This is a genomic window from Deefgea salmonis (assembly GCF_020531905.1).
Classification (GTDB): domain Bacteria; phylum Pseudomonadota; class Gammaproteobacteria; order Burkholderiales; family Chitinibacteraceae; genus Deefgea; species Deefgea salmonis.
This window is the reverse complement of sequence record NZ_JAJAWG010000002.1, coordinates 1-14,221: the sequence shown is the minus strand read 5'-3', so window position 1 is coordinate 14,221 and position 14,221 is coordinate 1. Positions and strand designations below refer to the sequence as shown.

Here is a 14,221-nt window from a genome sequence, read left to right as displayed (position 1 = left end):
AGCAGCACACGCTGAATTAGGTACTGCTCAATGGCCAGCATTTGCGAATCACGGCAGCAATCGATACCACCCCCGTCGATTGCTGGAGGCAGCAACCACAAGTTGCGCGCGCTCAAGCTTTCAGTCTGGTGAACCTCAACCACAACTGAAGAAACCGAACGCATAAACTACAATGCCCCGCTGCGATCCAGCGGGGCATTGTTCTGTCTATCGGGCGACAATCCCTTCAAAGCTGAAAACCAAACTCAATCATCAGTCAACAATGGGTATATTCATCTATGCATTGAAATAAATACTATGCAGCCATATACCCACACATCAACTACCCATTAACTTTGCGCCAATAAACTCGGTCGAGAATACTTGGCATATAAAGTAGCACTCACAAAACTCACCACCGTCAACACGACTTGAATCGCTGCCAACCCTTGTGATAAACCTTGATCACTCCATGCGCGCATTACACCTTCCATAAAAAACACCAACACAAACATGGTGTACCACTGGTAGGTATAACGGCGGCCATGCAATAAACCGCGTAATGGCAAAAACAAAATCAGCGCTTTTAACACCACCCAAGAACCACCGGGCTTGAGCGGCGCGAGCCATAATTCCCATGCGGTGGTCAGCAAAATCATCGCCACCAAGGCAATCACGGTAATGGCTTGCAATGTCGGCAAATTGGCGGGACTTAATTTCATTCACTTATTCCTTTTAATTTCAGCGCGATCTCGGCCAATCGACGTCCTTGCGCTAAGCACAATACCCGTTCAGAGTCGGAAATCGCTTGATTTGATTCAGTCCCCGCCCAGTGACTCGGTCCATAGGGCGTGCCACCGGTCGTGGTCGACATCAATGCGGTTTCTGAATACGGCGTTCCAACAATCAGCATGCCGTGATGCAACAGCGGCAGCATCATCGTCAGTAATGTGGATTCATTGCCACCGTGTAATGTGCCAGAACTGGTAAAGACTGAAGCCGGTTTGCCAATCAAAGTGCCTTTGAGCCAGTCAGCGATGGTTGAATCCCAAAAATACTTCATCGGCGCCGCCATATTGCCAAAGCGGGTTGGGCTACCCAAAGCGAGGCCATCACATTCAAGCAAATCATCGAGCGTGACATACGGCGCACCGGCACTGGGGATATCGGCTTCGATGGCTTCACACACCGTCGAAATTCGCGGCACAGTACGTAAGCGCGCAGTACAACCGGCCGTGGCGTCAATGCCACGCGCAATCAGCTGCGCCATCTGACGCGTAGCACCGTGGGTTGAGTAATACAAAACAAGGATTTCAGTCATGATCTTAACAGGGCCGGCTTTCAGGATGCGCTATTATAATGGGATTCGCTTCTTATCGTTGCCTGCTATGAATTTTGCTAACACTTTCCCACAACTGGCCCGAATTAGCGGTTTTTCTCGCTTCGTCGGTCAACGTCTACTTAATGACCGTTGCCTAGAAACTGCCGGTAGCCTGACCTACACTACCTTGCTGGCGGTGGTACCCCTGTTTACCATTGCGATTACACTGATTTCGGCCTTTCCGATGTTCAGTATCAATGTGGGGAAATTTCGCAGTTTTATCCTCAATAACTTGGTGCCCGAAGCCTCCGGCAAAGTCATTGGGGTATATATGCGCCAATTTGCCGCCAATGCCGATAGCCTCACCACGATGGGCATGATTGGCTTATTGGCCACGGCGCTATTGATGATGTTTACCATTGAGAAAACGTTTAATTCAATTTGGCGCGTTAAACGCCCAAGAAAACTACTCTCGCGCACGCTCACTTATTGGGCCGCGCTGACCTTAGCACCGATTTTAATTGGTTTGAGTTTGTCGCTCACCAGCTGGATATCGCAAAATTCGGGCCTAGGTGGACTCAACATCCCCATGTTGCAAATCTCTTCATGGCTGCTGATGTTTATTACTTTGGGATTACTGTATCTCACACTCCCCAATTGCTTTGTCCCGCGTTCGCACGCCTTAATAGCCGCCCTCTTAAGTAGTGCTTGTCTTGAGCTAATGAAGATGTTGTTTGGTTTGTATATCAAGCAATTCACCACTTACAACTTGGTTTACGGCACTTTTGCTAGTTTTCCGATTTTTTTGATGTGGTTGTATTTATGCTGGGTATTGATTTTGGCAGGGGCGGTATTGTCAGCGAGTTTGTCGTATTGGCATGGCAATGGCTGGCGCTGGGATAATCATCACGGCACGCGCTTTGAGCAAGCGGTACAGATCTTAGCCGCCTTAGCCCGCGCCCATCAAAGCGGCGAAGTGCTGCACATCGATCAATTACGCCGTAAAGTCGAACTAGGCATCGATGCCACACAGCAATTATTAGAGCAAATGACCGCCAAACTATGGGTTGAATCGACTCGGGATGGTGAATGGATTTTAGCGTGTAGCAGCCAGCGGATTAGTTTGCTGGCGGTATTTGAATTGGTGGTCAGCCCACTCAATAGTGAAGTCGATAGCGGGCTAGAATCTCGTCTAGAGTTAGCCCGCTCTGCTTTAGATCTATCGCTCGCCGATTACTTGCTAGATTCACAACCTGCCAGCAACGCGGCATCAATCGCGATCTCGGGCAATTCACCGATATAAGCGTCACCTAACTGGCGCAGCAAGATAAATTTGATTCGACCGGCATCGACTTTTTTATCTTGCGCCATTAAAGCCTTATAACGCTCACCACCCAAAGCGGGAGACACCACCGGCAAGCCGGCTCGCTGCAGTAGATTGATCACGCGATCCACGTCAGCAGCGTTTAAATGACCTAATGCCCGCGAAGCATATGCCGCGAGCATCATCCCCGCCGCCACTGCCTCACCATGCAACCAAACCCCATAACCCAAACCCGCTTCAATGGCGTGGCCAAAGGTATGCCCCAAGTTGAGTAAAGCGCGTTGACCGGTTTCTTTTTCATCAGCAGCCACAATTCGCGCTTTATTTTGGCAGCAGCGCTCAACGGCATAGGCGATTAAATCCACATCACGCGCCATTAAAGCATCCATGTTTTCCTCAAGCCAAACGAGGAACTCGAGATCGTCAATCAAACCATATTTAATGACTTCGGCCATGCCTGCCGAAAACTCGCGCTGCGGCAAAGTCGCTAGCGTACTTAAATCCGCAAGCACCAGCTTGGGCTGATAAAAAGCGCCCAGCATATTTTTACCCAAAGGATGGTTAATCGCCGTTTTACCGCCAACCGATGAATCAACCTGAGCGAGCAGCGTCGTTGGAATTTGAATAAACGGCACGCCGCGCTGATAGACCGCAGCGGCAAAACCGGTCATATCACCAATAACGCCACCGCCTAAGGCGATCAAGGTGGTTTTGCGCTCGGCACGTGCCGTTAATAACGCATCAAAAATTAAATTTAAGCTGTCCCAAGTTTTATATTTCTCACCATCGGGCAGGATGATCGACTGGCATTCAACACCGGCGGCCTGTAATTGGGCGACTAACCCCGCCAAGTACAATGGTGCAATGGTCTCATTCGTAACAATGGCGACGCGCTTTTGCGCGAGTAATGCCAGCAGTGGCTCGACGGATTGAAGTAAACCTTCGCCGATCAAAATCGAGTACGGGGCGTGGTCAATATCAACGTGTACAGTGCGGATCATGCCTGACGCTCCAATTCTTTTAGCAATAATTGCAAAAGGGAATTTACAGTTTGTTGGCTGGTATCGATTACCAGATCAGCGACTTCGCGATACAGTGGATCACGAAGTTCGTAGAGTTCTTTGAGTTTGCCTAAGGGATCTGCCGTTTGTAATAAAGGCCGATTTTTATCGTGGCAAGTGCGTGAATACAGCTCTTCTGCGCTAGCGCGCAAATAGATCACATAGCCATTACGCCGTAAATGATTCCGGTTAATTGGGTTTAAGATCACGCCGCCGCCCGTTCCCAATACAATGCCGTGTAGCTTGGAAAGTTCGGCGATGGTTTCTGCTTCGCGTTCACGAAACCCACCCTCTCCTTCGATTTCAAAAATCATAGGAATACGAGCGCCAGTTCGCGCTTCGATTTCATGATCCGAATCATAGAAAGTTTTCTGGGTTGCACGCGCTAGGGCACGCCCCACAGTCGTTTTGCCAGCCCCCATTAGGCCGACTAAATAAAAATTGCCTGGCATTCTCATGCCAGGCATTTTACTTGAATCTAAGATCCTTAGCGAGTCATCGACTCGCAACGTTGCGAGATTATCGCAGCGTTAAATCCGATTCCAATACGCGAGGCGTCAAGAAAATCAGTAACTCTCTGCGCTCTTTCTTGGTTGATCGATTCTTAAACAAATTACCCAACACCGGAATATCGCCCAAGAAAGGAACTTGAGTAATGGTATTGCCGGTGTTTTCGATATAAATACCGCCAATTACCACGGTGCCGCCGCTTTCAACCAAAACCTTGGTTTTGATTTGCTTAGTATTAATCGCTGGGCCATTTAAGGTTTCGGTCCCTCGGCTGTCTTTATTCACGTGCACATCCATAAATACGCTGCCATCTGGTGTAATTTGCGGCGTGACTTTTAATGACAAGGTAGCTTTCTTAAACTCAACCGTGGTTGCGCCATTTTGTGAAGACGTCGAATACGGAATTTCTTGACCATCTTCAATCACCGCCTCAACTTGATCTGCAGTGACTAAACGCGGACTTGAAACAATTTTCAACTTACCATCTTGCTCTAATGCACTCAATTCTAGCCCCAAAATCCCATCAGAACCGGCAATCAACATGGCAATTGAGCCTGGATTAAAACCGCCAATCCCTGCTGCAGGCAAACTCACTGAAGGCACATTGCCACCAATACCCGGCCCTGGAAACGTAGAACCGCCTGGGCTAGTGTAATCTTTAGTGGTTAATTTGCCACCCAAAGCCGTATCGCCTTTGGCATACAAACCATGCAACTTCACCCCAAGCTCACGCTGAAAGCCATCTTCCGCCTCAACAATCCGCGCTTCAATCATTACTTGGCGTACAGGTATGTCAATTTTGGTCAACAACTCGCGAATTTGCTCCAGCTTAGAAGGAATATCCTGCACCACCACTTGATTGGTACGTGGATCAATGACCGCTGAACCGCGTGGAGAAAGGATTTTCTGTTTTTCATCACTTAAAATCGTTTTCAACGCATCGGCTTTATGATATTTCAATTGGAAATATTCAGTACGAGTGGGCTCTAATTCAGAAATTTGTTTACGGTTTTCTAATTCAGATTTTTCTTTTGCTGCCAATTCATCCCTTGGTGCAATCCACATCACATTGCCGGTTTTACGTTGATCAAGCCCTTTGGCTTGCAAAATAATATCCAACGCTTGATCCCAAGGCACATCTTTTAAACGCAATGTTAATGCCCCACCGACTGAATCACTGGTAATAATATTTAACCCCGTAAATTCTGCGATGACCTGTAAAACAGTACGCACTTCAACATTTTGGAAATTCAAAGATAATTTCTCACCTTTGTAATTCGCTTTACTGGCTACTTTATCTTTGTTGGCACTGGCATCACGCACTTCAACTACAAATCGATTCTCAGTTTGATAGGCCGAATATTCCCAATTGCCCTTAGGCTCAATCAGCATTTTTACTGAATCACCCTGAGCGTGAGTTTCAATCTTTTGAATTGGTGTACCAAAATCAGTGACATCGAGTTGTCGTTCAAGATTTTTCGGTAAGCCAGCTTTTGAAAAATCAACCACCAGATTTTTGCCTTGCTGGCGAATATCAATACCAACATTAGGACTAGATAAATCGATAATAACTTTACCTTCACCAGCTGAACCACGTCGAAAATCAATCGCTTGAATCCCTTCTGATTTACTGGTGGATTTCGCATCTGAAAACTGCGTATTACTCCGAACAGGTGCGCTATTGACTGCGGTATTTGCAGCCGCTGCCGCATCAACCGTAATCAAATAAGAATTACCTTCAACGCTGGTTTCGTAACTGGCTTGCTTTTGTAAATTAAAAACTAAACGAGTCCGACCGGTTCCCTCGGCGACATTCACCGAACGCAAGGCGGCACCATTAACAGGATAAACATTTTTTCCTGTCTGGTTCGCTGTATTGGCAAAATCAAATGCAATCCGTGGCGGCGTATTCACCGAAAAGCTTGTTGGCGTTGGTGGTGCACTATTAAAGGTCACTTTAATAATTTGCTTATCGGCACTGACATTACTGACTTCAACATTGGTGATATTGGCCGCGTCGATTGCAAATGCAAATGGCGTTAACAAACATAAAGCAAAATAGCTTAAACGCGCTAGGCTCTTATTCATTTTCATTTTTTCTGCTCCGCATCATCCAAGCCCAAGACCGTCGTGCGTTCAACCCAATCGCCACCACTGTCTTCAACAATTTCTTTTAAGGTAATTTCAGTTTCAGAGACTTTAGCAACCATGCCAAAGTTTTGCCCCATATAACTACCTTGCTTAACTCGGTACAAATTACCATCAGGCGCACGAATAAGTGCTTGTACTGCAGCACCTTGTTGCAAAGTACCAACCATGCGTAGTTTTTCAAGGTCGTAATTTTCTAAGACCTCTTTGACTCGATTCATATTTGGCGCTAGACCACTGCCGTTGGTTTTTTTAGCCAATTCCATTTTACTAGTTCGGAATGGATCAGCAATTTCAAAAGCTTCGTAGGGAAATGCAACATACACCTTTGCCTCGGGCAAAGGCTCTATTTTCCCACGTAAACCTTTAGATTGTTCCACCATCCATTCTTTTAAATCACTATGTTCATCGCCAAAACAACCGGTTAATCCAGTGAGCAGCAATACATAAAGGAGCCATCTTTTCACAATATTTTCTCCGATAGACCTTTATTTTTTCTTTTTACGCGCTTCAGCTTCTGCTTGACGAATCGCCTGTAATTCAGCCTCATCCAATGCGCGATAGGTTTTAATTGTCGCTTCCATGGTTAGTAACTGATCTTTTGAACTCGTTAATTTTATATCACTTAAAATAACAATCCGTGACAACTGCGCAACATCACTCACAAATGCAGCCAAATCATGATAACTACCGGTGACTTTAATTGAAATCGGTGCCTCAACAAACTCTGCAGTTTTTACTTCAAGACCGGGTTTAAATAATTCAAATAATAAACCACGTCCCACACCGGCTTGATTGATTTCAGTGAGTAATGTTTCCATTTCAGAGCGATTTGGCAATTGCTTAAGCAAAGCACCAAACGATTGTTGTATTTCTAACAGCTGTTGTTTGTATTCAGCGAGATTAATCGCTCGCTTTTTCTTATCAATAAACTCAGTCTTTAATTGAATTTCTGTGGCCTGACCTGCATCGAGCTCTTCGACTTGCGCACTCCAAACATAAAAGTAGCCTGCTGCAATAGTCAAAACCAATACAACAATTAATGAGCCTAATTGAGCCTGTATTGGCCAATTTCCTGCATCTTTTGGATCTAAATTTCTTAAATCATCCAATGTCATTGCTGGCCTCTCTTCACTGAACTGGCGGCACTTTCTGCAGGCTCATCAACACGTGTTAATTTTATATTTAATGTGAAATCGGATAGTCGCTGATTACCAATCGAAGCAGATTTTACTTCGATCAATAGCGGCTGTTCAAAAATAGGAGAGTCATTCAGATTACGCATTAATGTGGAAACACGCGCATTCGATTGCGCATAACCTGTTAGCACCAATTGCTCATTGGTTTGCTTTACTTCTTTTAGGTATACGCCTTCAGGCACTTGCCGTGTTAATTGGTCAAGTAAATGAACCGTTTCTGTCCGATTCGATTGCAAACGCTCAACAATTTTTTTGCGATCAAGCAACGCTTGTTTTTCTGTTTTTAATTTATCAATTTCAGCGATCTCTCGATCAAGCTTGGCATTTTCTTCAGTCAAAAAATGATTACGCCCATTTTGAATATCCACTTTTGCCGAAAGCAACATATAACCAGCCAGCACCACCCCCACCGCCAACAAGAAAGACATAACGAGCATTGACACATATTGCCGTTGCCGCGCCACTCGCTTTTGTTCACGATGAGGCAATAAATTAATCCGAATCATACTGGGTCAAACCTCCGCATAGCCAAACCACAGGCAATTAGCAATGAAGGCGCATCCAGCTGAATTTGCTTACCTTTTACCTTGCCAGTTGACATACTAAAAAATGGGTTTGCTCGCATAGTACTTGCGACTTGAGTACGACTTGAAACGGCTTCATCGAGGCCATGAATCACACTGCACCCGCCCGCCAAAAGAATATGATCCACCGCGTTGTAATTACTTGATGTGTAAAAAAACTGCAACGAGCGAGAAATTTCAAGCGCCATCGTATCCATAAATGGCTGCAGTACATCTGGCTCGTAATTATCAGGTAAACCACCTTGTCGCTTGGCTTGCTCGGCCTCCTCGGCCGACATATTGAATTTTCTTTGGATTTCTTGTGTTAATTGATTGCCTGCATAGCCTTGATCACGGCTATAGATTGACTGGCCATCTTTAAAAATATTCATATGCATCGCCGTTGAGCCAATATCAACCACCGCAACGATTTGGTTTTCTCCACCATTGGGTAATTGTGGACGCATCAACTCAAATGCCGCTTGTGTTGCATACGATTCAACATCCAACACTACAGCCTTTAAGCCCGCATCTTCAATTGCCGCTACGCGCTCATCGACCTTGTCTTTCTTCGCAGCTGCAATCAAGACATCTACTTCATCTGGATTATTTGCGGCAATGCCAAGCACTTGAAAATCTAGATTAACTTCGTCTAATGAAAATGGAATGTATTGATTGGCCTCTGTCTCAACTTGGCTTTCTAGCTCTCGTTCACTCATGCCCGCTTGTACTAAAATCTTTTTTGTAATAACTGCTGAGGCTGGCAACGCTGCCGCAACATTTTTAACCTTGCTCCCCATCCGCCGCCAAGCATTTCGAATCGCAAGTGCCACAGCCTCGGAATTCACGATATTATTATCAGTCACCGCATCTTTAGGTAAGGGCTCAATAACATAGCGCTCAAGGCTAAAATTGCGCCCCGCTTGACTCAGCTCGACCATCTTTACGGCAGAAGAGCTGATGTCTAGACCGATAAGCGGTGGTGCTTTCGGTTTAAGAAAATCGAGGTTCAACGCAATATTCCCTATTGTAATTGGTAAAAAATCCTATCAGTGACACCTTACTCCTGTAAAGTAAGCTGACCCTTTATCTCTTTTTTTGCAACATCAGTACAAAACCCGTAAATTACCACTCACTGAATAATAGATTCATACTCATGGCAAAAAAAATAATTATTTCCCTGCTGGTACTTTCCTTTGGAATTACAATTATCGGCATAAGTTTAGCGGCTTTAGCGGTCATTGTGACCTATCCAAAGCTGCCTCCGCTCAATGCTCTGACGGACTATAAACCCAAAATTCCATTGCGCATTTTCAGCGAAGATAAGGTTTTAATTGGTGAGTTTGGTGAAGAACGACGTGCGTTTGTTCCCATCAATCAAGTGCCACCAATGATGATTAACGCGCTACTTGCGGCAGAAGATGAACGTTTTTATCAGCATGGCGGGATTGATTATCTCGGGGTGCTACGTGCCATTGTTGGCAATGTGCTTTCAGGCCATTCACAGTCTGGCGCAAGTACAATCACGATGCAGGTCGCTAAAAACTTCTATCTATCCAATGAAAAAACTTACACACGTAAATTCAATGAAGCGCTGCTTGCATTCAAAATTGAACACAATCTATCAAAAGATCAGATCTTAGAACTTTACATTAATCAAATCTATCTAGGCCAACGCGCTTACGGTTTTTCTTCAGCAGCGCAAACTTACTTTGGTAAAAACCTCAAAGACCTCACTGTTGCTGAGTTTGCTATGTTGGCGGGGTTACCCAAAGCACCATCAGCTTACAATCCGATTGTAAATCCCAAGCGCGCAACATTACGCCAAATGTATGTATTACGCAGAATGGCTGAACTCAATTTTATCGATGCAGCCCAATATAAGGCGGCGCAGACCGAGCGATTAGTTTTTAGTCGAAATAGCCAACAATTTCCTGTGCACGCTGAATATGTAGCGGAAATGGTACGGCAAATGATGTTTAAAAAATACCAAGAAGCGACCTACACACAAGGCTTTCAAGTTTTTACGACGATTAATAGCCAGGCACAAAACGATGCTTATAGTGCATTACGTAACGGTATTCTCGATTACGACAATCGTCACGGCTATAGAGGCCCAGAAGGCTTTATTGATGCTGCACTTTTGGCAAATCAAATTGATGAACAGCTCGATGAAGCACTCAACAATATCAAAGAAGCGGATGACTTACGTCCCGCCGTTGTATTGAGCAGTAATAGCAAAGAAGTCAACGCCTACTTACAAGGTGGCGAAAAAATCACCATCCAAGGCGAGGGTTTACGCTTTGCACGTAGTGCTCTATCTGACAAAAATACCCCCGCCAACCGAATTCGGCCAGGCGCCATCATTCGTGTCAATGCCACAGAAAAAGGCTGGGCGATTAAACAACTACCCGACGTCGAAGGTGCCATTGTCGCAATGGACCCACAAAGCGGCGCTATTCGAGCATTAGTCGGTGGTTTTGATTTTAATCACAACAATTTTAATCATGTGACCCAAGCATGGCGTCAGCCTGGTTCGAGCTTTAAACCTTTTGTGTACTCAGCCAGCCTGGAACGTGGCGTCACTCCTGCGACCATGATCAATGATGCACCTCTAGTGATTGAAGTCGGTGGGCAACGCTGGGAGCCGAAGAATTACGATGGTCGTTTTAGAGGCATGACCTCGGTGCGTAAAGCGTTAACACTATCGACGAACTTAGTGTCTGTACGCATCTTGCAAGCGATTGGCGCTGACTATGCGCAACAGCATCTGACTCGCTTTGGTTTTGACCCGAAACAACACCCCGCCTATCTCACCATGGCGCTCGGAGCCGGCAGCGTCACACCATTGCAATTGGCAGAAGGCTATTCGGTGTTTGCCAATACAGGCTATCGTGTTCGTTCATATTTTATTGATCGTATTGAAGATGCGCGCGGCAAAGTGCTAGCGCAAACACAGCCCGAAGTTGCCGGCAAAAATGCACCGCGCACGCTGGATGCACGAAACGCCTTTATCATGAATTCAATGATGGGGGATGTGATCAAAATGGGTACGGCGACGAAAGCAAAAGTGCTCGGCCGCAATGATTTAGCCGGCAAAACAGGCACCACCAATGATGCCTATGATGCTTGGTTTGCGGGCTACCAAGCTCAGCTCGTCACCATTACTTGGATTGGCTTTGATCAACCCAAATCACTTGGTGCGCGCGAAACCGGTGGGGGAGCGGCACTGCCTATTTGGGTGAATTTCATGGGTAAAGCACTCAAAGATATTCCTGAGTCGCCGTGGGTGATGCCCGATGGCGTCACTAGCCGTACTAGTGATACTGAGCGCGGCCCGATCACCGAGTATTTTTATCAAGAGTTTCAATCGACCAATCCACAGCTTGGCTTAAGTGGCGGCAGTGAAACTGAAGTCGCCCCAATTGATGAAATTAAAGAGCAATTATTTTAGTACCAACATTACGAAATATAAGCAGTGAACACCGATCAACTGATAATAATCAGTCACGTTAAATCACTGCAGTTTGGAATATTTAATCCTCAAAAAAATTCTATGTATATCGCTAGAAGCCAAGTCTAGATTAGGCTTTATCGATATACATAGGTGTATAAATTATGCTGTTGTTAGAGCATTGTCCTGCCATAATAATGTATTGATGCATTACTCTACTCTCCCTTGAACTCGTGCTACAAGGAAAGACGGTATGTCTATCACAACGACATTAATATCTTCCCAACGCGACAAAATTGCCCAACGTGCGGCACAATTAATCCACGCGGGTCACGCCAAAAATTTAGATCAAGCACGTCGTCAAGCCTGTCTTGAATTAGGCTTATCCAGCAAAGAGGTGGGCGCTTGCACAGTTGAAATAGAGGCCGAAATGGCGCATTATCAGCACTTATTTAGTCCCGATTTTGACGAAGATTTACTTCAACTACGTCAAAAATCCTTGGCTTTAATGGATTTTTTCCAGCAATTTGAGCCCTATCTAATTGGCTCGGTACTCAAGGGCAATGCCAATCAGCATTCCGACATCAATCTTTTGGTTTATTCTGACGATCCAAAAGTAATTGAAATTTTTTTATTAAATCAACAAATAGACTATTCAAGTAAAGAGAGAAAGACGCAATATCGCCAGACCGATTCGCCAACAATTGCTTTTTGGTTTGATCAAACAGAAGTACATTTACAAATATTACCCAGTGTCGCTCGTCATCAATACGCAAAAAAACATGAGCGCGCCAACTACCGACAACTTCAACAGCTGATTGCAAACTGTAAATCGACATACATTCTTGCATCAGAAGAATAGGATTATTTTATGGCTAACAATTCCTCGTTAACGCCAATTCGACTCAAAGATCCTAGCCCTTATTTAGTTCATGATGCAGATGAAATTTTTCTTATATTAACTCGCCTCGCTAAAAAGCCTGAATTGCTTTGCCTCTATGCAAATCAACAACATGATGTGTTTATTTTAAGCGCACTACTGCAAGTGGATCAGAACAATTTAATTTTTGACCTTGGCCGCGATGCCGAGTTAAACCAGCGTCTAGTTTCAGCAAAAACAATATGCTGTGTTGCGCACATCAATAGTATTCATTACCAATTTGATTTAATCGTAAGTACGGCCACACTGATTAATGAGCAAGCCGCCATTGTTTGTTTATTTCCAAAGCAAATGCTGAGTTTACAAAGAAGAGATTTTTACCGACTATCTATTCCATTATCAACCCCATTATCTTGCCTTATCCCTCTACAGCAAGGTGGTGATGTCGAGATTTCAATGTCAGATATCAGTCTTGGTGGCATTGGCCTACTCGGTTTTGTTACCGACATTTCACTCGACATCGGCAGTATTTTGCACAATTGTCGTATTGAGTTGCCACAGGTAGGGCTAATTACTGCAGATATTGAAATATGCACTAGTAATGAATTGATGATGAAGAATGGCATCCGCACCATTCGCAGTGGTTGTCGCTTTATTAATCTATCCGGTCCAGGACAAACCTTAGTACAGCGCTACATAAACCATGTTGAACGTAAACGTTTAGCGCGAGAATAATGACTATTCGACCCAGTTCTGACCTACTCCCCGCGCTCCAGCAATTAATACGACCAATAGATAGCCACAAGGGGCTCTACGGTAGCGTTGCCATACTCGGCGGTGCAACCGGAATGATTGGAGCTGCATTACTGGCTGGACGTGCAGCACTGCATTTAGGGGCCGGAAAAATATGGGTTGGTTTATTAGATGAACGATTACTCGTTGATCCAACTCAGCCAGAATTGATGATTGTCGCTGCGAATCAATTACTAAAACAAAAGCCAAGCCATTTACTCATCGGCCCAGGCCTTGGGCAATCCAAGCAGGCAATCGAGTTGTTGCATAGCGCCTTAATGAGCAGCTTGCCCTTAGTGCTTGATGCTGATGCATTAAACTTAATTGCACAAGAAGCTGAGTTTAAATCACTACTGCACACTAGAGCAGCAGAAACAATCATCACCCCTCATCCAGCTGAAGCTGCGCGTCTGCTGCAGTGCCCTACAAAAGCAGTACAAGCTCAACGCGAACAAGCAGTCAAAACATTGAGTAAAGACTTTTGTTGCCACACCATTCTTAAAGGCAGCAATACATTAATCGCCAATCAACATGAAGTCTGGATCAATACGAGTGGCAATTCAGCACTGAGCAGTGCCGGACAGGGTGATATATTGAGCGGGATTGTTCTCGCACTATTAGCCCAAGGCCTAAGCGCAATCCAAGCAAGCTGTTGCGCGGCCTATCTGCACGGTAGCGCAGCAGATTCATGGAGAAAAAAACATCCCAATGGCATTGGCCTAACCGCTAGCGAAACCTTTTTACTGGTGCGTGAAGAACTCAACCTACAATTAAACTTAAGCCAAGAACATTGTTAAATCGAGTTTTCGAACAAGATTAGCAACAAACAATAATGGTAGGTATATTCCTCAGTAGCTGATACAGCAAGGGCCAGAAGCAAATACGGCCCATCGGTATCTACGATAGCCCTCCAGCGCATAACCGCCGGACAGCAAAAAGCCCGACTCTTTCGAATCGGGCTTTCTGGTATGGGGAGTCTGGCAATGACCT

The 14,221-nt window shown here is 45.1% G+C and carries 14 protein-coding genes; 5 read left to right on the top strand and 9 right to left on the bottom strand.

Features of this window, described 5'->3' with window-relative positions:
• Window positions 1-329: 329 nt before the first annotated feature.
• Both LG219_RS03795 and wrbA read right to left on the bottom strand, forming a co-directional pair.
• A complete protein-coding gene (locus LG219_RS03795; RefSeq protein WP_226763216.1) occupies window positions 330-701 on the bottom strand; it encodes a DUF2069 domain-containing protein in 372 nt (123 codons plus the stop codon).
• Window positions 698-1,300, bottom strand: a complete 603-nt coding sequence (wrbA, locus tag LG219_RS03790) for an NAD(P)H:quinone oxidoreductase (protein ID WP_226763215.1) — start codon at window positions 1,298-1,300, stop codon at window positions 698-700. Before wrbA ends, LG219_RS03795 begins: the two co-directional genes overlap by 4 nt.
• 67 nt (window positions 1,301-1,367) lie before the next feature.
• Between wrbA and LG219_RS03785 the strand changes: the two genes are divergently transcribed.
• Window positions 1,368-2,603 carry a YihY family inner membrane protein gene (locus LG219_RS03785; protein WP_226763214.1) on the top strand — a complete coding sequence of 412 codons (1,236 nt, stop codon included), beginning with the start codon at window positions 1,368-1,370 and terminating at the stop codon, window positions 2,601-2,603.
• On the opposite strand, the gene aroB is transcribed toward LG219_RS03785, so the two are convergent.
• The 7 genes from aroB to LG219_RS03750 all read right to left on the bottom strand — a co-directional run bounded on the left by aroB (window position 2,534) and on the right by LG219_RS03750 (window position 9,118).
• Window positions 2,534-3,622: a 3-dehydroquinate synthase gene (gene aroB, locus LG219_RS03780; RefSeq protein ID WP_373314836.1), complete on the bottom strand. Its 1,089-nt coding sequence runs from the start codon at window positions 3,620-3,622 to the stop codon at window positions 2,534-2,536. The two genes, LG219_RS03785 and aroB, sit on opposite strands and share 70 nt — an antisense overlap.
• Complete coding sequence (locus LG219_RS03775) at window positions 3,622-4,137, bottom strand: shikimate kinase (RefSeq protein ID WP_226763212.1); 516 nt, start codon at window positions 4,135-4,137, stop codon at window positions 3,622-3,624. Before LG219_RS03775 ends, aroB begins: the two co-directional genes overlap by 1 nt.
• Window positions 4,138-4,204: 67 nt before the next feature.
• Entirely contained in the window at window positions 4,205-6,289 is a 2,085-nt protein-coding gene (locus LG219_RS03770; RefSeq protein ID WP_226763211.1) for a type IV pilus secretin PilQ, read from the bottom strand.
• Window positions 6,286-6,810, bottom strand: coding sequence for a pilus assembly protein PilP (locus tag LG219_RS03765; protein ID WP_221022141.1), 525 nt, complete (start codon window positions 6,808-6,810; stop codon window positions 6,286-6,288). The genes LG219_RS03770 and LG219_RS03765 overlap by 4 nt, the downstream gene beginning before the upstream one ends.
• 21 nt (window positions 6,811-6,831) lie before the next feature.
• Entirely contained in the window at window positions 6,832-7,461 is a 630-nt protein-coding gene (locus LG219_RS03760) for a type IV pilus inner membrane component PilO (RefSeq protein WP_226763210.1), read from the bottom strand.
• Window positions 7,458-7,943, bottom strand: coding sequence for a PilN domain-containing protein (locus tag LG219_RS03755; RefSeq protein ID WP_226763209.1), 486 nt, complete (start codon window positions 7,941-7,943; stop codon window positions 7,458-7,460). Before LG219_RS03755 ends, LG219_RS03760 begins: the two co-directional genes overlap by 4 nt.
• Window positions 7,944-8,044: 101 nt before the next feature.
• On the bottom strand, window positions 8,045-9,118 hold the full coding sequence (locus LG219_RS03750; RefSeq protein WP_226763208.1) for a pilus assembly protein PilM: 1,074 nt from the start codon (window positions 9,116-9,118) through the stop codon (window positions 8,045-8,047).
• Window positions 9,119-9,261: 143 nt separating this feature from the next.
• On the opposite strand from LG219_RS03750, the gene LG219_RS03745 reads away from it, so the two are divergent.
• The 4 genes from LG219_RS03745 to LG219_RS03730 all read left to right on the top strand — a co-directional run bounded on the left by LG219_RS03745 (window position 9,262) and on the right by LG219_RS03730 (window position 14,028).
• Complete coding sequence (locus LG219_RS03745; RefSeq protein WP_226763207.1) at window positions 9,262-11,559, top strand: penicillin-binding protein 1A; 2,298 nt, start codon at window positions 9,262-9,264, stop codon at window positions 11,557-11,559.
• 253 nt (window positions 11,560-11,812) lie between these two features.
• Window positions 11,813-12,421, top strand: coding sequence for a nucleotidyltransferase domain-containing protein (locus LG219_RS03740; protein ID WP_226763206.1), 609 nt, complete (start codon window positions 11,813-11,815; stop codon window positions 12,419-12,421).
• Window positions 12,422-12,430: 9 nt separating this feature from the next.
• Window positions 12,431-13,174: a flagellar brake protein gene (locus LG219_RS03735; protein ID WP_226763205.1), complete on the top strand. Its 744-nt coding sequence runs from the start codon at window positions 12,431-12,433 to the stop codon at window positions 13,172-13,174.
• A complete protein-coding gene (locus LG219_RS03730) occupies window positions 13,174-14,028 on the top strand; it encodes an NAD(P)H-hydrate dehydratase (protein ID WP_226763204.1) in 855 nt (284 codons plus the stop codon). Before LG219_RS03735 ends, LG219_RS03730 begins: the two co-directional genes overlap by 1 nt.
• The last annotated feature ends 193 nt before the right edge of the window (window positions 14,029-14,221 follow it).